Genomic DNA, 23,786 nt, shown 5'->3' with positions numbered 1-23,786 from the left:
CAAGCCCAGTGTGGGGCCGAATCCTCGCCCGAGAGGTTCGTTGCGCGCCTCAGGCCGCCGATGACGGACACCTTCGGGGTGGGTTCGATTGTCTGAGCGGATTCCTGGAGGATTGATGAGGGGCACCGGACGTGTTCTCTTGACGGTGACGGCGGCGCTGAGTGCACTCGTACTCGCCGGCTGTGCGAGCGCAGCAGGCGTTGCCGGCCAAGTTGGGGATGCTGGATACATCGCGGGTGACGGCATCGTGACGGAGATCGCGGCCGAAGATCGAACCGAGCCCGGGGCCTTCAGTGGCCCCTTGGCCAGCGGAGGCGAGTTCGACTCCGCTGCGCTCGAGGGCATCACGCTCGTGAACTTCTGGTACGCAGCCTGCCCGCCCTGCCGGGTCGAGGCACCTGTGCTGGCAGAGCTGCATGCCGAGTTCGGCGATCGCGTGGACTTCATCGGCGTCAACGTGCGCGACGGCGCCGCGCAGGCCATGTCCTTCGAGGAGGAGTTCGGCATCGAGTACCCCTCGATCCTCGATGACCAATCTGCACAGGGACAGCTTGCCTTCACCGGCATCATCGCTCCCAATGCGGTGCCTTCGACGATCATCCTCGACGCCGAGGGCCGGGTGGCCGCTCGCGTCTCCGGCGCCGTCACCGACACCAGCATCCTCTCAACCCTCCTGCAGGAGGAACTGGAGCGATGAGCCTGACCGTTCTCCAGAGCGTCGCACTGGATCCCGGAGGCGCCGTGCTCAGCGGCCAGTTGCTGATCTCCGTACCGATCGCGCTGCTGGCCGGCATCGTCTCCTTCGCCAGCCCCTGCATCCTTCCGCTGGTCCCTGGCTATCTGGGCCTGATGGGCTCACTCGTCGGCGAGGAGGGCGGCCGAGCCAGACTCATCACCGGCGTGGCGCTCTTCGTTGCCGGCTTCACCGCCGTGTTCGTGCTCGGCACCGCGCTCGTCGGCGTCGTCAGCTCGTTCCTGCTCGCATGGTCAGCGCTGCTCGTGCGGATCCTCGGGGTGCTGCTGATCCTGCTCGGCCTGGTATTCATCGGGCAGCTCCGGTTCCTCCAACGCGTCTGGAAACCGCAACAGCTGAAGGCCGGCGGCATGTGGACAGCGCCCCTGGTGGGCGTCATCTTCGCGCTCGGCTGGACCCCGTGTTCGGGCCCCACGCTCGCCGCGATCAGCGCGCTCACGGTCACGACCGGCAGCGCCTGGCAGGGCGCGATCCTCGGCCTCGCCTACGCCTTGGGCCTGGGCATCCCGTTCCTGCTGCTCGCAGTGGGGCTCGGCTGGATGGGCTCGGCGATGGCGTGGATGCGCCGACATGTCCGGGCGATCAACATCGGCGGAGGGGTGACCCTGATGATCATCGGCGTGCTCATGGTCACCGGCGCCTGGGACGCGATCATGAACGAGATGCAAGGATGGATCGCCTCGTATGTCACGATCATCTAGCCCCGCTCGTGCCGCCGCAGACCCGCTGCGGCCCGGTGATCACATCGACGCCCCCGAGCCCGCCGAGCGCACCGGCAGCGGGCCGAAGCTCGGCATCGTCGGCTGGCTGCGCTTCCTGTGGCGGCAGCTCACCTCGATGCGCACCGCCATCGTGCTGCTGCTGCTGCTCGCGGTCGGCGCCATCCCCGGCAGCCTCGTGCCGCAGCGCTCTAGCGACCCCAACGGCGTCATCCAGGTGCGCGCCGACAACCCCGACCTGGTCTGGCTCTACGACGCGCTCTCGCTCCACGACGTCTACTCGAGCCCGTGGTTCTCGGCCATCTACATCCTGCTGTTCACGTCCCTGGTCGGCTGCGTCATCCCACGCCTCATGCACCACTGGAAGGCCATGCGCGCGCTACCGCCGCGCACCCCCGCCCGCCTGTCTCGCCTCGTCGGCTTCCAGACCGTCCCGGGCGACGCATCCGACCTCGACCGCGCGGATGGGGTGCTCAAGAAGCTCGGCTACCGCACGACCCGCTACGGCGACTCGGTCTCCGCCGAGCGCGGCTACCTGCGCGAGACCGGCAACCTGCTGTTCCACATCTCGCTGCTCGCGATGATCCTGGTCGTCGGGCTCGGCTCAGGCTTCGGCTACAACGGACAGCGGCTGCTGGTCGAGGGGCGCGGCTTCGCGAACACGCTCTCGAGCTACGACACCTTCAGCGGCGGGCAATGGTTCGACGACGCGACGCTCGAACCCTTCTCCGTCCGCCTCGACGACCTGGACGTGGTGTACGAAACCGAAAACCGCAACGCCATGGGCGCCCCCCTCGACTTCACCGCACACGTCACCGTCACCGACCCGACCGGCGATCACGCTGCGCAGATCAAGGTCAACGAACCGTTGGCCGTCATGGGCGCGGATCTCTACCTGATCTCGAACGGCTACGCGCCGCGCATCTCGGTGCGCGACGCCGACGGCAATCTCGTCTACGACGAGTACACGCCCTTCCTCGCGCAGGACGACCTGATGACAAGCCTGGGCGTGATGAAACTACCGGATGGCCTCGAGGGGCAGCTGGGCCTGCGCGGCTTCTTCTACCCGACCGCGGTGCAGCTCGAGACGGGGGCACTCGCCTCCGGCTACACCGATCTGCTCAACCCCGTGCTCTCCCTGCAGGCCTTCACCGGCGACCTCGGGCTCGACGAAGGCATCCCCCGCTCCGTCTATGCGCTCGACACCGACGACATGACGCAGATCGCCGGCGGCGCCTCGGGCACGGACGCGCTCATGCTCGCGCCACGTCAGACGGTCGAGATCCCCGGCGGACTCGGCACCATCACGTTCGAGGACGTCGTGCGCTACGGCGTCATCGAAGTGCACGTCGACCACACCCAGACGCCCGTGTTCTGGATCGCCATGACACTCGTGGTCTCGCTGCTCGGCTCGCTCCTCATCCCACGCCGTCGCCTGTGGGTGAAGGCGACGCCTGCCGGGCTCGAACTTGCCGGGCTCGCTCGCGGCGAAGACCCCACGCTCGAACGGGCAGTCGACGACCTCGCCCGACGACTCCGTTCACCACAGGCGCAGACCGGCGACTCTCAGCCACCAGGAAGGACCTCAGAATGACCACCGATCAGTGGGATGCGGCCGCGCTCCTTGCCGTCTACTCCGCCATGGCCATCTACACGCTCGCCTTCATCGCGTTCGCAGTCGACCTCGCCAGACGCTCGGCAGCTAAGCCGGTCGAGGCCAAGGAACTGGTCGGTGCAGGCGCCAGTTCAGCAGCCGAATCGGCGATGGAAGCACCCGTGGCCGGCGCCGGTCGTGGTGCCCGGATCGGCTACGTGCTCACCGTGCTGGGATGGGCCGTGCACCTCGCCGGAACGGTGATGCGCGGGATCGCGGCCGGCCGCGTGCCATGGGCGAACATGTACGAGTTCGCACTCACCGGCATTGCCGTCATCGTCGGCGTGTTCGTCCTCTCACGCCTCTGGCGCGATCTGACCTACCTCGGCGTCTTCATCACCGGCCTCGCAGTCGTGTTCCTCGGCGCGGCCACCGTCAACTTCTACGTCCCACCGGTCCCGCTGCCCCCAGCACTGCAGACCTACTGGCTCGTCATCCACGTCTTCGTCGCCACCCTTGCGACGGGCTTCTTCTCCCTCGGGGCAGGACTGAGCGTCCTGCAGCTGGTCAAGGAACGCCGCGCAAACGGCTTCCTGCGTTCACTCCCGAGCGCGGATCATCTCGAAGATCTGAGCTACCGCGTCGGCGTGATCGGCTTCATCTTCTGGACGTTCACACTCATCGCTGGCGCCATCTGGGCGGAGCACGCCTGGGGCCGTTACTGGGGCTGGGACACCAAGGAGGTCTGGACCTTCATCATCTGGGTCCTCTACGCCGGCTACATCCACGCACGCGCAACTCGAGGCTGGCGCGGCTCACGGTCCGCATGGCTGCAGATCATCGGCTTCGCCGCGATCATCTTCAACTTCGCCGTCGTCAACCTCTTCTTCACCGGGCTCCACGCATACTCCGGCCTGACATCCAACTAGAGGTCCGCTTCGGCCTCACCGGTGACGGGCTGTCGCTCTCACAGCTGTCACCCGGACAACGTAGTCTCGTGCTCGCGTTGTTCTACCTTGTCGTGGACCGGAGAACCACTCCGTGCTGGATCAACCCGAAGAGAACCTCGACAACGAAACCATCGCGTCCAAGCTCGTGCCAGCGATTCATGAAGCCGCAGGGCGCAGACAGACGATCGTCGTTACTCACAACGCCAACCTCGCCATCGTCGGTGACGCCGATCAGATCGTGCACTGCCAAATGAACGATCGACGCTTCACGGTGAACAGTGAGAGCATCGCCGAACTCGACGTGGCGAAATTCGCGCTCAACGTCCTCGAAGGAACCAAGCCAGCTTTCGACAACCGACGACACAAGTACGAAGCGTACCCCGAGCTGTCCTGATCCCTGGACCTCTCGATGCTTGTGCGTCACCGATCAGATGCGTTCGACCCGTCGTCCTCGATGAGCCCAGCCTCGACAAGCGCCGCCCGCACGACCTTGCGGTCCACACCCATCCGCCGCCCGATCGCCCGCGTCGAGACGCCTGCTCGCCCGAGGCGCACGGCCTCCGCCCTTTCCTCGATACCCAACCCTGGACGACGGCTCGGCACGTTCCGGCGACGAAGGTGGGAGAACACCGTGGCGCGGTGGACGCCGTACCGCTCGGCGAGCGCCTTGACGCCCATCCCGGTCAGGTAGTCGCCGACGAGAGCATCTACCTCCATGGCGGTGAGAAAAGTTTGAGCGGTCTCGACAGTCCTCACGACAGCGCCACGACCGTCTTTCGGGGCGCTGTCCCGGGGACGCCGCGAGATCTCGTAGACCCCACGATTCAAGCGGTTGACAAGAGTTTTCGTCTTGGGTGCGGTGTTGCCGAACGCGCTACCCAGGTACCCACAGACGGGTCAGGTGTGAACTTTCGACCAAGGGACCACCCTTGGAGGAAGTTCGCACCTGGCCCTATTTCTTTGCCTCGGCGGCCCACCAGGGAAAAGCATGGCGAGGGCCACACTTGCTCGGCGTGCCTACCGAGGCACAGAGACTCCCGCCGGAATCTCTAAGCGAGCGAGAGGAAGAGCTTCTCCAGCTCGTCGATGCGCTCGCCGTCGCCCGGCTCCTCGGCTAGGCACTCCTTCAGGGCGCCGGCGACCACGAGGAAACCCGCGCGGTCGACGGCCTTCGACACGGCGGAGAGCTGCTGCACGACGTCGCGGCAGTGGGCCTCGTCCTCGACCGCCGCGATGACGGCGGCGAGCTGGCCGTGCGCGCGGCGTAGCCGGTTCACGATCTTGCGCTTCGACTCCGGGTCGTGCGCCGCGGCGATATCTGGGCTGGTGCTCATCGGGTTCCTCCTGGGTTGACATCCACCATACCCCCCGGGGTATAGTTTTGATACCCCCCGGGGTATAAGAGATCCGTCGACACCGCCAGGAGGGCGAGATGTGCAGAGCTGTGAAGTGCAACGTGTGCGGGAAGACGACCTGGGCCGGTTGCGGCCAGCACGTGAGCGACGTGCGCCGCACGGTCCCGGCATCCGACTGGTGCCCCGGACGGCACACGCAGCGCGACATCGATGAGGCGAAGGCCTCGCGACCCGGCTTCCTTGCGCGCCTGTTCGGCCGCTGATCCACTGACGAGAGGACATCACCATGTGTGCACGCACCACCTGCGACCGCTGCGGCAAGCCGAGCTGGGCCGGATGCGGCCAACACGTCGAGGAGGCCCTCGAGGGCGTCCCCGCGGCCGACCGCTGCCACTGCTGACGACTACGACGACGACGACGAACAAGGAGAGCATCATGCTGCTGGAGCGCATCTACGACGAGGACCTCGCACAGGCGAGTTACGTCATCGGCTGCCAGGCGACCGGCGAGGCGATCGTGATCGACCCCCGCCGCGACGTCGACGAGTACGTGCGACTGGCCGACAAGCACGGCCTGCGCATCGCGCACGTCACCGAGACCCATATCCACGCCGACTACCTCTCAGGCACCCGCGAGCTCGCGGCGCGCACCGGTGCTCGTATGCATGTCTCCGACGAGGGCGGACCCGACTGGACCTACGGCGCCGGCTTCGACGACGCCGACCGGATGCGCGACGGCGACGAGATCGTCGTCGGGAACGTGACGCTCCGCGCGGTGCACAGCCCCGGTCACACGCCCGAGCATTTGTCGTTCCTAGTGACCGACGGCGCGCAGGCCGAGGAGCCCGGCTTCATGCTCACCGGCGACTTCGTGTTCGTCGGCGATGTCGGCCGACCGGATCTGCTCGACGAGGCGGCCGGGGGCATCGACACACGCTTCGAAGGCGCCCGGCAGCTCTTCGCGAGCCTGCGCGATCGCTTCCTGACGCTGCCCGACTACGTCCAGGTGCTGCCGGCGCACGGTGCCGGCAGCGCGTGCGGCAAGTCGCTCGGCGCGATCGCGGCGACGACGGTCGGCTACGAGCGCGCGTTCTCGTGGTGGGCTCCCTACCTCGCCGCCGAAGACGAGCGGGGCTTCGTGCGGGCTCTGCTCGACGGGCAGCCCGACGCCCACGCGTACTTCGCCCGAATGAAGTCCCAGAACCGCACGGGCCCCGCGGTGCTCCACCCGCGCGCACCGCTTCCCGAGCGGTCCACTGGGGAGGTGCAGCACCTCCTGGAGCGCGACCTCGCGATCTTGGTCGACACTCGGGACCGCCGGCAGGTGCACGACGGCACCGTGGTCGGTTCCCTCAACATCCCGGGCGCAGCGAAGGCCGCGACCTACGGGGCGTGGGTCTACGATCCGGAGGCGGAGCACCGGCCGCTCGTGCTGCTTGCCGCCGACCGGGAGGAGGCGGAGCGGATGCGCGACCACCTCGTGCGGGTCGGCATCGACGCCGTCGACGGTTTCATCCGCTCCCTCGACGGGCTCGAGCTGGTGCAGCCCCGACTGCTGCAGCCAGAAGAGCTCGACGGCCTCGTCGACGCGCACCTCGTCGACGTACGCGGCAGCTCCGAGCACGCCGCGGGCCACATTCCCGGCTCCGCACACCTCAGCGGCGGCCGTGCGCTCTGGCACCTCGACGCGCTACCCCCCGAGGGCACCGTCGTGACGTACTGCCAGAGCGGCGTGCGCAACAGCGTCGTGGCCAGCGCACTGCGGCGAGCCGGCGTCGACGTCGTCGAGCTCGACGGCTCCTACCTGGGGTGGCTGCGGACGGCCGGGCGCGAGCCCGCAAGCAACTGACCGCCGCAGATCGAACCCTCCCATGACGCTGAGCGCCACCATCGCCGTACTGGCGCTCGCCGTACTGGTCGGCATCAGCCTCGGCCTGCTGGGCGGCGGTGGCTCGATCCTCACCGTGCCCATCCTCACCGCCGTCGGCGGCGTGGACCCGCGATCCGCCATCGCGTCGTCGCTGCTCGTCGTCGGCACGACGAGCGCGATCGGCCTGCTGCAGGATGCTCGCGCGGGCCGCGTCCGCTGGCGTGTCGGCCTGGTCTTCGGAGCGGCCGGTGTCGTGGGCGCGCTCGGCGGCGGGCTGCTCGGCGGCATGCTGCCTCCGGGCGTGCTCATGGTGCTGCTCGCCGGCACGATGATCGCCGCCGCGGTGGCCATGCTTCGCCGGCGTCCTCGCCACGACCAGGCGGAGCCCGCGCGGCCGCGCATCGCTCAAGTCCTCATGCTCGGAGCAGCCGTCGGCACGCTCGCCGGGCTGGTCGGCGCGGGCGGCGGGTTCCTCATCGTCCCCGCGCTGATCCTGCTCGCCGGCCTGCCCGCATCGGCAGCGATCGGCACGTCCCTGCTCGTCATCGCTATGCAGTCGCTCGCCGGGCTCGCCGCACAGCCAGCACTGCCCGACATCCCCTGGGCGCTGGTGCTGCCCTTCACAGCAATCGCCGTCGCCGGCTCCTTCCTCGGCTCGGTGCTCACCGGCCGCATCCCCGAACAGGCACTGCGCACCGGATTCGCGGTGCTCGTGCTCGCCGTGGCCGTCGCGCTGCTCGTGCAGCAGCTCGCGCTCCACCTACCGCTCACCTGAGCGACACCCCCCATCACCGGAGAACACCATGACCAGAACCCAGCTCGTCGGCCTCGCCGGCCTCGCGCTCGCCGCCGTCACGACAGGCTGCGCGGCGACGCCCCCTGCCAGCGTCGCCCTACCAGCAGACGCCGTCGTCATCGACGTGCGCACCGCGCGCGAGTTCGCATCCGGTCACCTCGACGGCGCCGTCCTCCTCGACGTATCGAACGGCGACCTCGCCGCCGCACTGCCCTTGCTCGACCCTGATGCGCCCTACTTCGTCCACTGCAGGTCCGGCAGCCGGTCAGCCCAGGCGGTCGCGCTCATGCGCGAGGCCGGCTTCGCGGACGTCACCGACCTCGGCGCGCTCGAGAGCGCGTCCGCGGCGACCGGCCTCGCGATCGAGCGCTGACGCCGGCCCATCCGACCAACACGTATCCAAGGAGCCACCCCAAACATGACCACGCGTGACATCACCATCGAAACCATGGACTCGACCATCGCCGGCGACGGCATGGTGCTCCTCGATTTCTGGGCGGCATGGTGCGGCCCGTGCCGCGGCTTCGCGCCCGTCTTCGAGCGAGCCGCCGCCGCGAACCCCGACATCGTGTTCGGCAAGGTCGACACCGAGGACCAGCAGCAGCTGGCCGCGGCCTTCCGCATCACCTCCATCCCGACGCTCATGGCCTTCCGCGACGGCATCCTCGTCTTCTCGCAGCCCGGCGCGCTCGGTCTGGCCCAGCTCGACAGCCTCATCGCCGGCGTCCGCGCGCTCGACATGGACGACGTACGCCGCCAGGTCGCCGAGCAGCGCGCAACCGCCGAGGCCCCGTGACCTCCCGCAGCCGCGCACCGGTCTGCGCTCCGGGAAGCATCGAACGCGTCGTGCAGGCCGCCGTCGGCGCGCTGACTGGCGCGTTCGCGCTGAGCAACCTGCACGACCCGCCGCTCGCCATCGCGGCCACGCTCGGCGCTGCGTTCCTCCTCACCGGCGCAGTCCGTGGGGGGTGCCCGGCATCGCTGCTCGCGCGAGTCAGCGCCACCGCCCCGGAGCAGAACACGCTCGGCATCCCCGAAGCCCGGCAGCCGCTCGACCCGCGGAGCCCTCACTAGAGAGCAGGGTTCGGCCGCCCCTTCTCGTGCCGCGTCGCCGATTGCTCGTCGTCGAGGTGTGTGTCGTGAGCCATCGGTTAGATGACGAGGGCTTCGGAGTAGTGTGCGCCGAGGCGCACGACGTCCGGGCGCGATCGCGTGCGGATCGGCCCGAGCGGGGCCGAGCAGGATCAGTTCATCGGCCACGATCCGATGCCGTCAGCGGATCCGCTCCGGCTGGCGCCGCGGATTCCGCGCGATTTCCGCGGCGCGCCAGCGCGATCGTCCACGATGCCGGCGAGGAGCAGTAGCCCACCCGCGACATTCCACGCGATGTCATATGGCAAGAGCTCGACCCCGTACCGGATCTGGTGCAGCCGCAAGAGCTTGTGATCGACGATGCCGTCCCACAACTGGAACAGCCCGAGACCGACCAGGAAGCCTGCCCAAGCCGCCGCCCCCCGGAACGAGCGGCGGCGTCGCGCGTCGAGCATGAAGAAGAAACCGACGACGAACGCGAACAGCTCGGCCGCGTGCAACAGCCCGTCCGAGAGCAATGCGATATCCGGTGTAGCGCGGTCATAGAAATGGTGCCAGGCCAGGATCTGATGGAACACGATCTCGTCGACCGCGGACATCGTGGCTATCCCAAGCAGGAGCGCCGCCCAGTACGACCGGTTGCGCCATGGCTGCGCTGCGGTGCGCTTCGGGACAGTGCTCATGACCGTTTCTCCTTTCGCTCACCCGACCCGTTCGGCCAGGAGCTGATCGATTCCCGGCATGACGACGTGGCCGCGGCGTTCGGGGCCTGCTGGGGCCGGGACGTTCGGGCGGACCTGCCGCATGCTCCAGCGAGATTGGTGCGCCGCACCCGCAGCCCGCCGGCAAGCGATGATCCGGAAGTCGCCGGCGCGCGGCGTTGCAGGCGAGGCCCGGGAACGCAGCTGACCGCGCTTCCCGACTGAGGTCCAGCTCCCCCACCTCGGCTTGCGCGGCGCGCGGCTCGCAATAGGGGACAGCATCGACATGCGCCCAGCGTTGCACCCCATGCTTTTTGCGCGCTCGCCGGACGTCCGCGAACTCCCGGCGCCGATGACCACGTCGAAGACGCTCCACAGCGAATCGAAGGCCGACACCAGGCCGAGCTCGGGAGTGCCGCGGTCGTAGAAGTGGTGCCAGTGCAGCAACTGGTGGAAGACGGTCTCGTCGATGAATGCGACGAGGCCCACCCCGAACAGCACCCCCGACCAGGCCTTCCGTCCCGAGGTGCGGCTTCACTCGAACCAATCCTGCGGCTCGCGCGTCGTTCGGTCTGCAGTGGGGTCTAGCTGTCCACGGCGCGGTCCGCTACCACTCGACGCCGGTGCATGATCGGCTTCGCCGAAACCCTCGGCGCCCTCGTCTTTGACGAAGCACGGTGGCCAGATTCCAGCGGCGAAGCGGTCGTAGGGGGCTAGGCCGACCCTGGATCGCGCCTGCGCGTGTCGAGCGCGGGGGTGCTGTCGCTTGTGCGGACTCGACCGGGCGGGGCTGCGCTGTCCTTGCTACGGTCGCGGGGATGTGGTGCACTTACACCCTTCGGACGCGGCTGGCAGCAGGATGCGGTGTCTCGTGGTTCAAGAGTTTCGTCGTCAAGCTTCGGCCAGTTCATGGCGTGCGCCCCTGGCCGCCTTGTCCGCATCGTGGCCGGCAGCGGCCTCGGCGCCTGGGGCCTCTCGAGGGGCGGCACCGGCGGCTACGCGCTCGCCGCCGGTGGGTCTGGTCCCGCTTGCAGCTGGCGCCTCCGACCGGCGCGTGATCACCGGGCGCGCCGAGGGCCGCTGGACGGGAACCAGCGTGAGGGCGTGTGGCTGAGATGACCGGCGACCGAGTCCGAGCACACACTTCGGAAGAAATACAGGCCGGCATCGACCGCGAAGCTAGCCGACGCGTCGAGCACCTGGCAGGCGCCTCTGAGCAACAGCTCACCGCTCGGCTGGACGAGCTCAGCCGAGAGTGGGATGTTGAGCGGGCGCTCGAAGTCAACGCATCCACGCTCATCCTGGTTTCCGCGACGATCGCGGCCGTGAAGACCCGCAGTGGGTGGTTCCTGCTGCCAGCCGTCGTAGCGGCCTTCCTACTTCAGCACGGGCTACGAGGCTGGTGCCCTCCCCTCCCGCTGCTACGCCGGCTGGGCTTTCGCAGCCTGCGAGAGATCGACGCCGAACGCACCGCGGATCGACTGCTGCGCGGTGACCTCCGATCGCCTTCGGACGTGCCCCAGCTTGAAGGATCGGCCGCCTGGGCGACACTCTCAACCCAAAGGGCGGGGGCGGCTCGGCAGCAGCGCTGCGCGGCGGTCATTGCTCCCGGAGTCGCCGATTTCTACGGGACACTCGTGCAGTCAGCCAAGACAGAAGCCGGACCGCAGATGAGCGCCGCCCGCAGCGCTCGGCGTACGCAGCGGAGCCGGAACGTGCCGCTCCCCGAGTCGGGCTCGGCGCGGCGGCAGTTCGTCGCCGCGATGCTGCGACACAGCTACTGGCTCTGGTGGCTTCGGCCGGAGGCGCGCCGCCTTGCGGAGATGTACGCGAGGTCTAAACCATCACCGATACTGTCTCGCCCTCCCAGATGGTGCGCCCAGTGCACCCATTGCCACGATCTACCAGAATTCTGAGTTCGCAGGGAGACTCCAACAGATTGTGCGGCAGCCACTTCTGGCAGAGGGATGGCCAGATACGGTGTCCTCGTGGCGCGGGGGAACAAGAAGCAGCGCGAGCGCGCTGTCGCTGCGGACGCGCTAACCGTGCTCGTGTGCCGTGGCGGCGACTGCGGCAGCCGGACGAAGCACCCTGACGTCGACCATGTCGGGCTGCTGCGCGAGATGAAGGAAACGGTCGCAGGGTCGGCGCGGGTCGTGCCGAGCAAGTGCCTAGACGCATGCGAGCACTCGAACGTCGTCGTGGTGGTGCCGGGCGCCCGTGACAGCGAGCCAGTGTGGACCGGCGGCGTGAACGACCGCGAACTGAACACGGCGCTCTGCGAGTTTGTGCGATCAGGCGGACCGGGAGTCGCCGAGCTGCCGATCGAGGTCGAGCTGCAGCAGTTCCGTCCCTCGCGGCGAAACTGCCAGGAGTTGGACGTCGAGCGCTCGATGCCTGGTAGTTGATCACCGAGGTAGGGGCGTCAGAGGAGTGTCGAAGAGCGTCTTGGCGAGGATGCTGTGCGACGCCATCGTGGCGAGGGGTGCGACTGCGGTGATGAGGTGAGGCGCTCGATGCGGTGTCGAGTCGAGGCCGATGGCCGCGGTTGTCCGGAGGTAGCCCGCGAGGAGCAGGTGGGCGTGGACCGCCACTTGTACCAGCGAACCGGACTGCATCCAGCCGACCAGGGGTGTCGAATAGATCTGCCACAGTCCGCCGGCATTGAGACACGCTGCGGTGACGGCTCGCGGGTCGGCGGCGCGCCGCCCTCGCCCATCCACTCCGTAGTGCCTAATGTCAAGATGCTCGCGAAAGTTGATCGCGTGCCTCATCTGAATTTGCTCGCGAAACGGTCTGGCTGAGGACGTCGGTCTTGGCGGCGGCGAGGTGGATGAGGCGGGTCTGGATGTCGACGATGCGGCGGGTGAGCTCGGCCGGGTTTGTCGCGTCGAAGATCCCCTCGAGTTCGGCTCGTTTGGCGTCGGTGAGCACGCCGCTGTCGATCACCCGCTGGAACGGGGTGCGGGGCTTGTCGTAGACGCGGGTGGCTTTGCCGTTGCGGTTGACGCGCCAGCCGACCGCTTTGGTGGTGGCGGTGAACATGTTGAAGCGGATCCGGACCAGGTCGTAGAGCTCGTTCAGCAGGCGTAGCTCCATCGCGGTGTCGTAGCGGTAGTGGAACACGAACCGGCGGACGATGTCGGCGTTCTTCTGCTCCACGTGCGCGTTGTCGTTGGAGTGGTACGGGCGGGCTCGGGTGAAGAACAGGTCGCGTTCGCCGGCCCAGTTGATCAGGGCGTCGTTGATGAACTCGCCGCCGTTGTCGCTGTCGATGCCGATCAGCGGGAACGGCAGCCGCTGCTCGATCAGCGGCATCGCTTCGAGCACCCAGCGGTGTGCGCCGTTCTTCAGCGCCCGGTTCTCGGTCCAGCCGGTATGCACGCAGGTGACCGTCAGCGAGCGGCAGAACTCGCCCTTGAGGGTCGGCCCGCAATGCAACACCAGGTCGAGCTCGCAGAAGCCCGGTGCCTGCTCGTGCTCGTCGCCGGCCTTGCGGACCTGGATCGAGTTGCGCAGCAACGGGCCCGGCTTGGTGCCCGAGATGCCGGTCAACCGCATCCCGTCACGGGTGGGCTTCAGCAGCCGGTCGATCGTCGCGCCCGAGACGGTCAGCAGCTGCGCGCGCGTGTGATCGTCGAGTCGGTGCGTGTCCTCGCCGAACTCGCCGTGCTGCTCAAGCTTGGGCAGCCAGAGCGCCATCGTCGCGGCCAGGTACTTTCCCGAGGGCTGTCCGGCGAGCATCCAGATCCGGATCAGCAGGCGGAGCGTGTCATAGCCATACGTGCGCGGCCGTGGCGTGCGCCGCACGGCCCGTTGCGGCCCCTTCCGCTCGCTGGCAGCTTGCACCTGCCGGCGAGCGTTGGCGCGTGACCAGCCGGTCGTCGCGACCAGCGCGTCGAGCATTCGCCCGCGCTCCTTCTTCGCCGCCGTCGCGTACTCGCGCGCGTACTTCTTGGTGATCTCACGCCTGGTCGCCATCGACAGCTCAGAGCCCATCCCGCCAGCACACCGCAGCGCCCCAACGATGACCAGCGTTTCGCGAGCAAAACCCAAATGAGGCATGCACCCCATTACGCGAGCACTCTAGGTGAGTCTTGTCGCACTCTTGTTCTCCAATACTACCGGGGGTATAGTTAGATGCATCAGCGGGAACCGCGGATCATTTCAGCACAAGCCTTCGGCCGACTCCCGCCCGCCCCGAGTCGCTTGGAGCAAGTCATGAGTTACGGCATCACCACGACAGTCGCCCTCCCCTTCGACGAAGCGGTCACCGCGATCCGCGCGGCGCTCGCCACGCAGGGATTCGGCGTGCTGACCGAGATCGACATGGCAGCGACGCTCAAGGCGAAGCTTGACGTCGACATGCCGTCGCAGGTGATCCTGGGCGCGTGCAATCCTCCCCTTGCGCTCCGCGCGCTCCAGGCGGAGGAGTCCATCGGACTGCTGCTCCCCTGCAACGTCACGGTGCGCGACGCCGGCGACGGCACGTCGCTCGTCGAGGCGCTCGACCCGAAGGTCATGGTCGACGTCACCGGGAACGAGGCGCTGCGAGCGGTTGCAGACGAAGCGGCGGACCGCCTGGGCGCAGCGCTCGCCGAAGTCGGCAGCGGCAACGAGTGACGGCGCGACTGCGCCTCAAGCACGAGAACGGGGAGGTCGAAGCATGCTGATGGGCAACTGGAGCGGCATGGGCAACTGGGGCGGCATGGGCCCCGGAATGGGGTGGGTATTCCTGCTCTTGATGATCGCGGGCATCGCGGCGCTCGTCGTCCTGACGGTGCGGCTCGCGACCGGCGGTCTGAACCGCGGAGACCACCGGCCACCGGAACCGCGAGGCGGATCGGCGCGCGCCATTCTCGACGAGCGCTACGCGCGTGGCGAGATCGACCACGCTGAGTACGACGAGCGAGTCGCACGCCTGCGCGACGCTCCTTGATGGAGCCGATCACCCGCCGCCAGGCTCTGGTATTGGGCGCCTGCGGCGCCGCGGGCGTGGTGGTCGGTGGGCTCGGGCTCAGCAGCACGGGTCTGCCCTGGACCTCGCCCGATGCAACGCCCTCCGGGCTGCTGGCCGAGCCGAGCTCGCTGCGAAGCCGCGGGGGCGTGCTCCGCACCGAGCTGGTCGCCGCGGAGCACGAGAACGAGATAGCCGGCCGCAGGGCGCTCGTGCTCGGCTACAACGGCAGCGTCCCGGCCTCGACGTGGCGCGTGCGCCCGGGCGACCGCATCGAGGTCCGCCTCCAGAACCGCCTGCGCGAGCCGACCAATCTCCACACGCATGGGCTCCACGTCTCCCCGGCAGGGAACGGAGACAATCCCCTCATCAGCCTCGCACCCGGCGAGGTGTTCGACTACCTCTTCGACATCCCGCGCGACCACCCCAGCGGCGTGTTCTGGTATCACCCCCACCACCACGGCAACGTCGCCGATCAGATCTTCGGCGGCCTCTTCGGCGCCATCGTGGTCGAGGACGACGCGCTCGCGGTCGCCCGCGAGCGGGTGCTCGTGATCTCGGACATCTCGTTCGCCGGCGGAGCCGTCGCTGCCGCTTCGGAGGCAGATCGCATGATGGGCCGGGAGGGCGACTTCCTGATGGTCAACGGTCAACTGCTGCCCGAGATCGTCGCGCGGCCGCGGGAGCGAGAGCGCTGGCGGATCGTCAATGCCTGCACGGCGCGCTACCTCCGACTCGCGCTGCCTGGTCAGCGGCTGGAGCTCCTGGGCATCGACTCCGGGCACGAACCGCGGCCCCGCGCCGTCGATGAGGTCCTGCTGGCTCCCGGCAACAGGGCGGATCTCCTGGTGACGATGCAGACCGGAAGTGCCCAGCTGCGCACACTCGGCTACGACCGGGGCGCCGCCATGATGGGCGGGATGATGGCCGGCGGGGGCAGTTCCTCCGGCCCGGCGCTGCTCGCCTTCGTCGAAGTTCGCGGGCCCGACGCCGCGGTGCTGCCCGCCGTGCCCCCGCGCGCGCCCGACGCCGACCTGCGCTCGCACACGCCCGACGCGCGGCGCGAGATCTCCTTCACCATGACCATGGGCATGGGCATGCCGCAGCAGGGCGGGATGATGGCCCTGGGTTTCGACGGGCGCGCATTCGACGCGGGGCGCATCGATCAGCGCGTCGGCGCGGAGACCGTGGAGGAGTGGACGATCCGCAACCCCACGCCGATGGATCATCCGTTCCACCTGCACGTCTGGCCGATGCAGCTGATCCAGGTGAACGGATCGGCGATCGACGGCACCCAGTGGCGGGACGTCGTGAACGTCCCGGCTCAGGGCTCGGTCGTGGTGCGCATCGACTTCGCGCGGTTTACGGGCCTCACGGTCTACCACTGCCACATCCTCGATCACGAGGACCTCGGGATGATGGGAACGGTGAAGGCCGCCGCGTGAAGCGCGACGCGAGTCGCCCTGCTCCCGCGACCCGCGGAGCCTCGGTAGGCCGCGAGCCGCCGTCGACGGTAACGGCCCGACACGCCGGCCGGGATCGCGTCTCGATGTGATGCCCAGGGACGTTGTTTCGTGACACGCCCTCTTCGCCAGGCTGGTTGTGAATCATTTCACGATCAGCCAGGAGGCGATGTTCATGTCTATCGGTCCAGGGTCCACGGCGTCGGAGATTCGCGAGTTCGTGCATGAGTACCAGGTGCAGCCGCACGGGCAGAAGGGTGCGTGGCCGCTGGCGCGGAACGTCCCGAATCGGCGTCCACGATCGAGACGGCGCTCGAACATCAGACTGCTGAACCCGGCCGATGCTCATAGCCACGTCCTTCGCCTCCGGTGCGCTGAAACGGGCGCGCCAGACCTGCGCATCCACGGCGCTGAGACCCGCGACCGCTCCATCGCGCTCGGCGAGCCGGAGCATCTCGACAGCTCCGGGGCGGGCCAGGACGCGGCCGTCACCGGATCGTTGGGATCGACGAGCATAGACAGCACCATTCGCGCGGTTCGTTCGTCGGTCGCCAGCTCACTCAAGCTCGGCATCGTCGGTTCCTCTCGGCGTTCGTTACCGACGAGGTGCGCCGACAGCCCCAGTGGATCAGCTCCGCGGAGGTGCGCTATGAACCGTCGCTGGCGTCGTCCATGATGAGCCCAGCCTCGACCAGCGCCGCTCGCACGGCCTTGCGGTCTACGCCCATCCGGCGACCGATCGCCCGCATCGAGACACCCGCCCGCGTGAGCCGCACGGCCTCCGCCTTCTCGTCGAAGCCCAGCCCCGGTCGACGACTCGGCACTTTCCGGCGGCGGAGGTGGGAGAACACCGTGGCACGATGGATTCCGTACCGCTCGGCGAGCTGCTTGACGCCCATCCCGGCCAGGTAGTCGCCGACGAGAGTGTCCACCTCAGCAGCGGTCAGAAAAGTTTGAGCCGTCTCGACAGTCCTCACGACTGGCCCCCGATCGTCCCTCGGAGCGCTACACCGGGGACGCCGCGAGACCTCGTAGACCCCACGATTCAAACGGTTGACAAGGGTTTTCGTCTTGGAGGCGGAGTTGCCGAACGTACTACTCAGGTACCCCAGAGAGAGCGCGAAGCCCCGGCCTGCAGGCCGGGGCTTCGCCGCTCCCGGAGCGGATATTCTGCTCCGGTGAACCACGATCCGCAGCCGACTGCCCCGCATCCAGCCCCCGCATCGCTGCGCGAGCGCGTTCGCTCCCTCGTCGAATCGGCGCCATTCACGCGCACGATCACGACGCTCATCGTGGTCAATGCGATCGTGCTCGGACTCGAGACCTCCGCGCCCATCGTGGAGCGCTGGGGCGAGCTGCTGCACGCCGTCAACCTCACGGTGGTCATCGTCTTCACCATCGAGCTGGTGCTGAAGTTGTGGGCATACGGCTGGCGGTTCTTCCGCGATGGCTGGAACCTGTTCGACCTGTTCGTGGTGGTGATCTCCTGGGTGCCGGTCGCCCCGGGCGCGCAGGTGCTCCGCGTGCTGCGGGTGCTGCGCGTCATGCGCCTGCTCTCGCAGGTGCGATCGATGCGCCGGGTGGTGAACGCGCTGCTCGCGTCGATCCCGGGCATCGCCTCCATCGGCGGGCTGCTCGTCGTGATCGGCTACGTCTTCGTCGTCGCCTCGACGATGCTCTACGGAACGGATCGGCCGCAGGACTTCGGTGACCTCGGCGCATCCACCGTCTCCCTCTTCCGTCTCCTGAACGGCGACGGATGGGGTGAGATCGTGCAGCCGCTCTCGGAGCTCCAGCCGAGTGCCTGGCCCTTCTTCATGGTCTACGGCGTGCTCACGACGTTCGTGGTGCTCAACCTCTTCATCGCCGTGACGACCGAGGCGCTCAACATCCAGCGCGAGGCGGAGGACGAGCAGCTCGAGGAGCACATCGAGGAGCACCAGGATGCGGTCGGCGAGCGGATCCTCGCGGAGCTCGCCGCCGTGCGTGCAGAGCTGGCGCTGCTGCGCGCCGAGCGCGAGCTCGACACCTGAGCGCCCGTAGGCTGAGCGCGTGGTGAACTCGCTCCTGGTCGTGCATGACCGAGCAGCTGGGCGCGTGCTCGAAGCCTGGCTGGCCGCCAACGGCAGCCCCGCCTCCGAGCGCTTCACCGCGGCGCTCGATCGCCGGCGCAGCATCACCATCGTCAGCCGCGACGTCGCGGCGAGCATCAGCGGCAGCACCTACTTCCGCGGCACCGCCCTGTCTCCAGAGCATGGTGCGATCGCGTTCGGCGTCGATGGGTGGCTGCAGCTGCCGCGTCCGCTCGACGAGCATGGCGTCGCCGGTGAGTTCCTGACCGCCAGCTGGGATCGCCGCCGCGTGCGGATCCGGCACGACGTCTTCGGCAGCGCGGCCCTGCTGCACACCTCCGGCCCCGGCTTCGTCGCCGCTTCCGACTCGCTGCTGGTGCTCGACGACCTGCGGGCCGCGTTCGGGCTGCGCTCGACGCAGCATCGCGAGGCGCTGCTGGCGCGCTCGGTGCTGAACAGCCATGCCGCGCAGCAGCTCTCCCCCGACACGTACATCCGCGAGATCGACTGGGTGCCGGCGGCACAGGGGCTCGAGATCGGGCTCGGGCTGCGGCTCAGCGTGCAGGTGGATGGCACACCCCTGGCGGCGCGGATCGTCGACGGTGCGTCCGACCCCGTGCAGACGCTGCGCAGTGCCGCCGCCTTCATCGCCGGCAGCACTGCCGCGCTCGCCGGCGTCCCCGGCTGGTGGACCGACCTGCAGCTCTCCGGCGGCTACGACTCGCGCGTGATCCTGGCTGGCGCGCTGCGCAGTGGCGCGATCGACGGGATCCACGTCAGCGCTGCGAACAAGGTCGCTTCGCAGGCGGAGGACTACCGCGTGGCGAGCCTGCTCGCCGAGCGCTGGGGCTTCCCCCTCAACGCGCCGCCCGTCGCTGGCGAGCCCGTCGACTACCGCATGAATCCGGCGACCATCTGGGCCTCCAGCCTGCTCGGCATCTACGACCGAGTGATGCCGTGGACCTCCGAGCGGAAGCTGCCGCAGGAGTTCACGCTCACGGGGCTCGGCGCCGGGGTGCTCAAGGGCGGATGGGGATGGACCGACATCGACGGGATCGTCGCGGATCTCGATCTCCCACCCGAACGGCTCGCGCCCTTCCGATCCCAGATCGCCACGGGCATCCGGGCCATCGGCGCCGATCCCAGCTGGAGCGACGCATCCGAGCTGCAGTACGCGGGCTACCGCAACGGACTGCACGGCGCCGGCCACATCGGGATGCACATGACCGGCGTGCGCCTGCTGCAGCAGCTGCCGCTCGCCGTCGTCGGGCATGTGCGCAGCGACGGCCTGCCTCCGCGCGAGCGGCGTGAGAGCGCCGCGTTCGACGATCGCGTGCGCGGGATCACCGATCTGCTCGCGCTGCTCCACCGAGAGGTGGCGCTCATGCCCTACGAGGGCGAGGGGCGATCGCTCGATCCCGAACGGCTCGATCGGCGCCTGCAGGAGCTCGGGGGCGCGCTCGGCGATGACGAGCTCGCTCCGGTGCAGCTGCTCGGCTCCCCCGACGCCGTACCGGCCGGACCTGCCGTGCTCGGCGACGAGATCGCGAAGCGGCGGGGGTTCGACATCGAGCTCACGGCCGAGGCGATCGTGCCCGCCGCCGAGGGTGCGCTCGAGGCGATCGCCGACGACACCGTTCGCGAGGTCTACCGCGAGCTCATCGCGCATGCGCAATGGAAGCTCACCAAGAAGGGGCTGCCGCCGCACCACGCGGGATACTCGACGCCACGGTCGCTCGGGCTGCTGCTCTTCGCCCGCTGACCGATTGCCCGGGCCGGCTCAGCGTTGCGTCGATCCACGGCCATCCTCGCCTCGGGCCGAGTCTGGCCGCGTCGCCGCTGGCCATCGCTGGTGGGTCGCGAGGTGCTGCACCCCGTCATCGCCGACGACTACCGGCGGCAGCGCAATCGCAAGGGCATGGCGGCCATGGCCGGACTGTTCGTGGTGGACGGCATCGTCACGCTGCTCATGCACGAGATGGAGACGCGGCGCTGAGGCCCGCAGCTCACTCGCTCGGCAGGATCTGCCCCACAGGCTCGCGCTTCTCTGCTTGGAAGCGGTCTTCGGTGCGGCCCTGAGCCCAGTAGCCCGAGAGTGAGACCTGCGCCCGCTCCAGCCCGCGGCGCGTGAAGAGCTCGTCGCGCATCGCCTTCATCGACTCGCGCTCGCCGTGCACGAATGCGTGCACGCGGCCGTCCGGCCAGTCCAGCGCCGCCACGGTCGCGGCCAGCAGCCCGACCGTCTCTGCGCGGGGCGCTCCTCGGTGCAGCCATCGCACCTCGACGCCCGCCGGAGCGCTGATCCCGATCTCCTCCGACGCATCCCGCGCCTCGAGGATGGCGATGCCGCGTGCACCCGCCGGCAGCGACTCGACGGCGCGGGCGATCGCGGGCAGCGCTGTCTCGTCGCCCACGAACAGATGCCAGTCGGCCGTCGGGTCGGGCGCGTAGCCGCCGCCGGGGCCGCCGAACGCGACGAGCTCCCCGGGCTGCACGGTGGCTGCCCATGGTCCGGCGAGGCCCTCGTCGCCGTGCACGACGAAGTCGAGGGCGATGGAGTCGGCCGTCACCTCGCGCACGGAGTAGGTGCGGGTGACGGGCAGGTCTTCGGGAGCGAGCGTCTCGCGCAGGCCAGCCAGGTCGTAGGGCGGCTCGAGGCCGAGCTCGGGCTTCACGAAGTGCAGCTTGACGTAGGCGTCGGTGAACTCGTTCGGCGTGAAGGTGGCGAGACCGGCGCCGCCGAGGTGCACCCTCACGAGGCTCGGCGCGATGCGTTCGCTGCGGAGGACCTCCAGGACGTGCTGCGGTCGAGGCGGGCGCAGGGCGCGATCTGGAGTGCTCATATGCCTCGACGCTATCACTGAGTTAGGGTTACCTCACTTGAGGGGATCGCGTGGTCGCGGCAGGCGCGGAGCGTCAGCTGCGAGAGAATGACGCTCATGGAGATGACGGTCGACGACTTCGAGGCGCTCGTCACGAGCGTGCTCGACGAGCTGCCTGACGAGATGGTCGAGGGGCTCGACAACGTCGTCTTCCTCGTGGAGGACGCGCACCCGGAGGAGGATCTGCTGGGGCTCTACGAAGGCGTCGCGATCACGGAGCGCGGCACCTACGGGTTCGGCGAGCTGCCGGATCGCATCATGGTCTATCGGCTGCCGCACGTCCAGACCGCAGCGACCCCTGAGGAGCTGCGCGCCGAGGTGCGCACGACGCTCGTGCACGAGATCGCGCACTTCTACGGGATCGACGACGAGCAGCTGCACGAGCTCGGCTGGGCGTAGGCGACCCACACTGCCGAAGCGGGTACGTCGGTAGTGACACCTAGGCTCGCGGCCATGCACGAGCTCGAGCTTCCTGACCGCTACGGCGAGATCCTCGCCGCGCTCAAGGCGCGCGTGCACAGCGCGCACCTGCGGGCGCAGCGCATCGTCAACACCGAGCTCATCGGCCTCTACTGGCACATCGGCCGCACCATCCTCGAGCAGCAGCAGGCGGCCGGCTGGGGAGGCAAGGTTGTCGAGCAGCTCGCACACGACCTCCGCAGCGAGTTCCCTTCGATGACGGGTCTCTCGCGGTCGAACCTGATGTACATGCGCGGCTTCGCTGCCGCGTGGCCCGAAGCGTCGGCAATTGTCCCGCAGGCTGTGGGACACATGGTGCAGCAGCCTGTCGCACAGCTGCCATGGGGTCACATCCGACTCCTCCTCGACAAGCTCGACGAGCGCGAAGAGCGCGACTGGTACGCCCAGCGTGCTGCGACCGAGGGCTGGTCTCGGGCAGTGCTCGAGCACAACATGCTGGGCCAGCTGCGGCAGCGCGAAGGAGCGGCACCCAGCAGCTTCGATGGGAAGCTCGAGGAACGCGACGCACGGCTCGCACAGGCGATCTCGAAGGATCCATACGTGTTCGACTTCCTCGGGCTCAGCAAGGACGCTGCCGAGCGCGAGCTCGAGCAGGCGATGATGGACCGCATCGTCGATGTGCTGCGCGAGCTCGGGCCCGGCTGGGCCTTCGTCGACCGGCAGAAGCACCTCGAGATCGACGGCGACGACTTCTTCATCGACCTGCTCTTCTTCCACACCGAGCAGCTGCGCTACGTCGTGTTCGAGCTCAAGGCCGGCAAGTTCAAGCCCGAGTACACCGGGCAGCTCGGCTTCTACGTCGCCATCGTCGATGACCTCATCCGGAAGGCGCAGCACGCGCCGACCGTCGGCATCCTGCTGTGCAGCGACAAGAACGAGTCGGTGGTGCGGTATGCGCTCGGTGCGACGTCCGGGCCGCTTGCGGTGAGCTCCTACACGTACGACAACCTGCCTGCCGCCGAGCAGCAGGCGCTCCCCGACGCCGAGCGCATCACGCACGCGCTCGACGGGATCGACGGCGACTAGGGCAGCGGCACGGCCTCCGCGTCGGCGAACGTCGCCGTGTCGATCACGAAGCGGAACTGCACGTCGCCCGCGACCACTCGGTCGTAGGCCTCGTCCACCGCATCCACACCGATCGTCTCGATCATCGCGCCGATGCCGTGCGCCGCGCAGAAGTCGAGCATCTCCTGCGTCTGGCGGATGCCACCGATGTTCGAGCCCGCGAGGACCTTGCCGCCGTTGATCAGCGAACCCAGCTTGATCGACTGCGGCCCCGGCGGCAGGCCGACGTTCACCATCGCACCGTGCGGCTTGAGGAGCCGCAGGTAGCGATCGAGCTCCAGGTCGGCGCTGACGGTGTTGAGGATCACGTCGAAGCTGCCCCGCAGCTCCTCGTCCCAGCCCTCGACGCCGGTGGCGACGGTGCGGCTGGCACCCAGCTCGGCCGCGAGCGACTCCTTCGCCAGCGAGCGCGAGAGCACGATGACCTCTGCGCCCTTCGCGGCGGAGATCTGCACGCCCATGTGGCCGAGCCCGCCGAGCCCGATGACGGCGACGCGCTTGCCCTCGCCGACGCCCCAGCGGTCGATCGGCGAGTAGAGCGTGATGCCCGCGCACAGCAGCGGAGCGGCGACATCGAGCTCGATGCCCTTCGGGATGCCCAGCACGAAGCGCTCGTCGACGACCACGTGCTCGGCGTAGCCGCCCTGCGTGATGGTGCCGTCGCGGTCGACGGATGCGTAGGTGCCGACGTTGCCCTGCAGGCAGTCCTGCTCCTCGTCGGCGAGGCACTGCTCGCACTCGCCGCACGAGTCGACCAGGCAGCCGACGCCGACGCGGTCGCCGACGGCGTGGCGCGTGACTGCGTCGCCGATCGCCTCGACGATGCCGGCGATCTCGTGGCCGACCGTGAGCGGGAAGGGCGCCTTGCCCCACTCGTCGCGGATGGTGTGGATGTCGCTGTGGCAGATGCCCGCCGCCTTGATCGCGATGACCACATCGTTCGGGCGCGGGTCGCGACGCTCGATCTGGGCGACGCGATAGGGCTGATCGGGAGCGGTCTTCTGCAGTGCCTTGGTGAGGATGGGCATGCTGCCTCC

General features: G+C 68.7%; 27 protein-coding genes and 1 pseudogene. 20 read left to right on the top strand and 8 right to left on the bottom strand.

All coding sequences use genetic code 11. The features are described from left to right. Positions 1 to 301: 301 nt before the first annotated feature. From MKD51_RS07775 to MKD51_RS07755, 5 genes and pseudogenes are all read left to right on the top strand, one after another. A complete protein-coding gene (locus MKD51_RS07775) occupies positions 302 to 697 on the top strand; it encodes a TlpA disulfide reductase family protein (RefSeq protein ID WP_240239762.1) in 396 nt (131 codons plus the stop codon). Next, positions 694 to 1,455, top strand: coding sequence for a cytochrome c biogenesis CcdA family protein (locus MKD51_RS07770; RefSeq protein ID WP_240239761.1), 762 nt, complete (start codon positions 694 to 696; stop codon positions 1,453 to 1,455). The genes MKD51_RS07775 and MKD51_RS07770 overlap by 4 nt, the downstream gene beginning before the upstream one ends. After that, positions 1,439 to 3,067, top strand: a complete 1,629-nt coding sequence (locus MKD51_RS07765; RefSeq protein WP_240239760.1) for a cytochrome c biogenesis protein ResB — start codon at positions 1,439 to 1,441, stop codon at positions 3,065 to 3,067. The genes MKD51_RS07770 and MKD51_RS07765 overlap by 17 nt, the downstream gene beginning before the upstream one ends. Continuing rightward, positions 3,064 to 3,996 carry a c-type cytochrome biogenesis protein CcsB gene (gene ccsB, locus MKD51_RS07760; protein WP_240239759.1) on the top strand — a complete coding sequence of 311 codons (933 nt, stop codon included), beginning with the start codon at positions 3,064 to 3,066 and terminating at the stop codon, positions 3,994 to 3,996. Before MKD51_RS07765 ends, ccsB begins: the two co-directional genes overlap by 4 nt. Continuing rightward, positions 3,984 to 4,411, top strand: a pseudogene (locus MKD51_RS07755) (TrlF family ATPase); the annotation flags it as partial. The gene ccsB and the pseudogene MKD51_RS07755, both read left to right, overlap by 13 nt. Before the next feature lie 26 nt (positions 4,412 to 4,437). Here the strand turns inward: MKD51_RS07755 and MKD51_RS07750 are convergent. Then, positions 4,438 to 4,773: a hypothetical protein gene (locus MKD51_RS07750; RefSeq protein ID WP_240239757.1), complete on the bottom strand. Its 336-nt coding sequence runs from the start codon at positions 4,771 to 4,773 to the stop codon at positions 4,438 to 4,440. Positions 4,774 to 5,066: 293 nt separating this feature from the next. Next, the gene (locus MKD51_RS07745; protein ID WP_240239756.1) at positions 5,067 to 5,351 is read right to left on the bottom strand and encodes a metal-sensitive transcriptional regulator; all 285 of its coding nucleotides are present in this window, start codon (positions 5,349 to 5,351) and stop codon (positions 5,067 to 5,069) included. A gap of 98 nt (positions 5,352 to 5,449) precedes the next feature. Between MKD51_RS07745 and MKD51_RS07740 the strand changes: the two genes are divergently transcribed. From MKD51_RS07740 to MKD51_RS07715, 6 genes are all read left to right on the top strand, one after another. Next, positions 5,450 to 5,635 (top strand): hypothetical protein, encoded by a 186-nt coding sequence (locus MKD51_RS07740; RefSeq protein WP_240239755.1) that lies wholly within the window; start codon positions 5,450 to 5,452, stop codon positions 5,633 to 5,635. A 172-nt stretch (positions 5,636 to 5,807) separates the two neighbouring features. After that, the gene (locus MKD51_RS07735) at positions 5,808 to 7,220 is read left to right on the top strand and encodes an MBL fold metallo-hydrolase (protein ID WP_240239754.1); all 1,413 of its coding nucleotides are present in this window, start codon (positions 5,808 to 5,810) and stop codon (positions 7,218 to 7,220) included. A gap of 22 nt (positions 7,221 to 7,242) precedes the next feature. Continuing rightward, positions 7,243 to 8,016, top strand: coding sequence for a sulfite exporter TauE/SafE family protein (locus MKD51_RS07730; RefSeq protein ID WP_240239753.1), 774 nt, complete (start codon positions 7,243 to 7,245; stop codon positions 8,014 to 8,016). A gap of 28 nt (positions 8,017 to 8,044) precedes the next feature. After that, on the top strand, positions 8,045 to 8,410 hold the full coding sequence (locus MKD51_RS07725; RefSeq protein ID WP_240239752.1) for a rhodanese-like domain-containing protein: 366 nt from the start codon (positions 8,045 to 8,047) through the stop codon (positions 8,408 to 8,410). Positions 8,411 to 8,455: 45 nt separating this feature from the next. Continuing rightward, positions 8,456 to 8,833: a thioredoxin domain-containing protein gene (locus tag MKD51_RS07720; protein ID WP_240239751.1), complete on the top strand. Its 378-nt coding sequence runs from the start codon at positions 8,456 to 8,458 to the stop codon at positions 8,831 to 8,833. After that, on the top strand, positions 8,830 to 9,111 hold the full coding sequence (locus tag MKD51_RS07715) for a DUF2892 domain-containing protein (RefSeq protein WP_346986698.1): 282 nt from the start codon (positions 8,830 to 8,832) through the stop codon (positions 9,109 to 9,111). The genes MKD51_RS07720 and MKD51_RS07715 overlap by 4 nt, the downstream gene beginning before the upstream one ends. Before the next feature lie 170 nt (positions 9,112 to 9,281). Here the strand turns inward: MKD51_RS07715 and MKD51_RS07710 are convergent, their stop codons facing one another. Together MKD51_RS07710 and MKD51_RS07705 are read right to left on the bottom strand one after the other, a co-directional pair. After that, positions 9,282 to 9,812, bottom strand: coding sequence for a DUF2243 domain-containing protein (locus MKD51_RS07710; protein WP_240239749.1), 531 nt, complete (start codon positions 9,810 to 9,812; stop codon positions 9,282 to 9,284). 18 nt (positions 9,813 to 9,830) lie between these two features. Next, positions 9,831 to 10,331 (bottom strand): DUF2243 domain-containing protein, encoded by a 501-nt coding sequence (locus tag MKD51_RS07705; RefSeq protein ID WP_240239748.1) that lies wholly within the window; start codon positions 10,329 to 10,331, stop codon positions 9,831 to 9,833. 1,487 nt (positions 10,332 to 11,818) lie between these two features. On the opposite strand from MKD51_RS07705, the gene MKD51_RS07700 reads away from it, so the two are divergent. Continuing rightward, positions 11,819 to 12,238, top strand: a complete 420-nt coding sequence (locus MKD51_RS07700) for a hypothetical protein (RefSeq protein ID WP_240239747.1) — start codon at positions 11,819 to 11,821, stop codon at positions 12,236 to 12,238. A gap of 331 nt (positions 12,239 to 12,569) precedes the next feature. On the opposite strand, the gene MKD51_RS07695 is transcribed toward MKD51_RS07700, so the two are convergent. Beyond that, complete coding sequence (locus tag MKD51_RS07695) at positions 12,570 to 13,829, bottom strand: transposase family protein (protein ID WP_240239746.1); 1,260 nt, start codon at positions 13,827 to 13,829, stop codon at positions 12,570 to 12,572. Between the two features lie 222 nt (positions 13,830 to 14,051). Between MKD51_RS07695 and MKD51_RS07690 the strand changes: the two genes are divergently transcribed. From MKD51_RS07690 to MKD51_RS07680, 3 genes are read left to right on the top strand one after another with little or no spacing between them, the layout of a single operon-like run. Beyond that, positions 14,052 to 14,453, top strand: a complete 402-nt coding sequence (locus MKD51_RS07690; RefSeq protein ID WP_240239745.1) for a DUF302 domain-containing protein — start codon at positions 14,052 to 14,054, stop codon at positions 14,451 to 14,453. A gap of 43 nt (positions 14,454 to 14,496) precedes the next feature. Next, positions 14,497 to 14,769 carry an SHOCT domain-containing protein gene (locus tag MKD51_RS07685; protein ID WP_240239744.1) on the top strand — a complete coding sequence of 91 codons (273 nt, stop codon included), beginning with the start codon at positions 14,497 to 14,499 and terminating at the stop codon, positions 14,767 to 14,769. Further along, the gene (locus tag MKD51_RS07680; RefSeq protein WP_240239743.1) at positions 14,769 to 16,232 is read left to right on the top strand and encodes a multicopper oxidase family protein; all 1,464 of its coding nucleotides are present in this window, start codon (positions 14,769 to 14,771) and stop codon (positions 16,230 to 16,232) included. The genes MKD51_RS07685 and MKD51_RS07680 overlap by 1 nt, the downstream gene beginning before the upstream one ends. 665 nt (positions 16,233 to 16,897) lie before the next feature. Here the strand turns inward: MKD51_RS07680 and MKD51_RS07675 are convergent. Next, entirely contained in the window at positions 16,898 to 17,227 is a 330-nt protein-coding gene (locus tag MKD51_RS07675; RefSeq protein ID WP_240239742.1) for a hypothetical protein, read from the bottom strand. A 201-nt stretch (positions 17,228 to 17,428) separates the two neighbouring features. Here MKD51_RS07675 and MKD51_RS07670 point away from each other — a divergent pair, with 201 nt between their 5' ends. The 3 genes from MKD51_RS07670 (at position 17,429) to MKD51_RS07660 (ending at position 20,318) form a co-directional block, all read left to right on the top strand. Then, positions 17,429 to 18,283 carry an ion transporter gene (locus tag MKD51_RS07670; RefSeq protein ID WP_240239741.1) on the top strand — a complete coding sequence of 285 codons (855 nt, stop codon included), beginning with the start codon at positions 17,429 to 17,431 and terminating at the stop codon, positions 18,281 to 18,283. Positions 18,284 to 18,302: 19 nt separating this feature from the next. Then, entirely contained in the window at positions 18,303 to 20,084 is a 1,782-nt protein-coding gene (locus MKD51_RS07665; RefSeq protein WP_240239740.1) for a hypothetical protein, read from the top strand. Between the two features lie 90 nt (positions 20,085 to 20,174). Continuing rightward, positions 20,175 to 20,318, top strand: coding sequence for a hypothetical protein (locus tag MKD51_RS07660; RefSeq protein WP_240239739.1), 144 nt, complete (start codon positions 20,175 to 20,177; stop codon positions 20,316 to 20,318). A gap of 10 nt (positions 20,319 to 20,328) precedes the next feature. Here MKD51_RS07660 and MKD51_RS07655 read toward each other — a convergent pair whose 3' ends face one another. Next, positions 20,329 to 21,165: a siderophore-interacting protein gene (locus MKD51_RS07655; protein WP_240239738.1), complete on the bottom strand. Its 837-nt coding sequence runs from the start codon at positions 21,163 to 21,165 to the stop codon at positions 20,329 to 20,331. Positions 21,166 to 21,252: 87 nt separating this feature from the next. Here MKD51_RS07655 and MKD51_RS07650 point away from each other — a divergent pair, with 87 nt between their 5' ends. Both MKD51_RS07650 and MKD51_RS07645 read left to right on the top strand, forming a co-directional pair. After that, positions 21,253 to 21,603, top strand: coding sequence for a metallopeptidase family protein (locus MKD51_RS07650; protein WP_240239737.1), 351 nt, complete (start codon positions 21,253 to 21,255; stop codon positions 21,601 to 21,603). Positions 21,604 to 21,657: 54 nt separating this feature from the next. Next, the gene (locus MKD51_RS07645) at positions 21,658 to 22,710 is read left to right on the top strand and encodes a PDDEXK nuclease domain-containing protein (protein ID WP_240239736.1); all 1,053 of its coding nucleotides are present in this window, start codon (positions 21,658 to 21,660) and stop codon (positions 22,708 to 22,710) included. On the opposite strand, the gene MKD51_RS07640 is transcribed toward MKD51_RS07645, so the two are convergent. Next, on the bottom strand, positions 22,707 to 23,777 hold the full coding sequence (locus MKD51_RS07640; protein WP_240239735.1) for an NAD(P)-dependent alcohol dehydrogenase: 1,071 nt from the start codon (positions 23,775 to 23,777) through the stop codon (positions 22,707 to 22,709). The two genes, MKD51_RS07645 and MKD51_RS07640, sit on opposite strands and share 4 nt — an antisense overlap. Between the last annotated feature and the right edge of the window lie 9 nt (positions 23,778 to 23,786).

This window comes from Agrococcus sp. ARC_14, assembly GCF_022436485.1.
Lineage (GTDB): Bacteria > Actinomycetota > Actinomycetes > Actinomycetales > Microbacteriaceae > Agrococcus.
The sequence above is the reverse complement of the archived record's forward strand: the minus strand, read 5'-3'. Positions and strand labels throughout refer to the sequence as shown.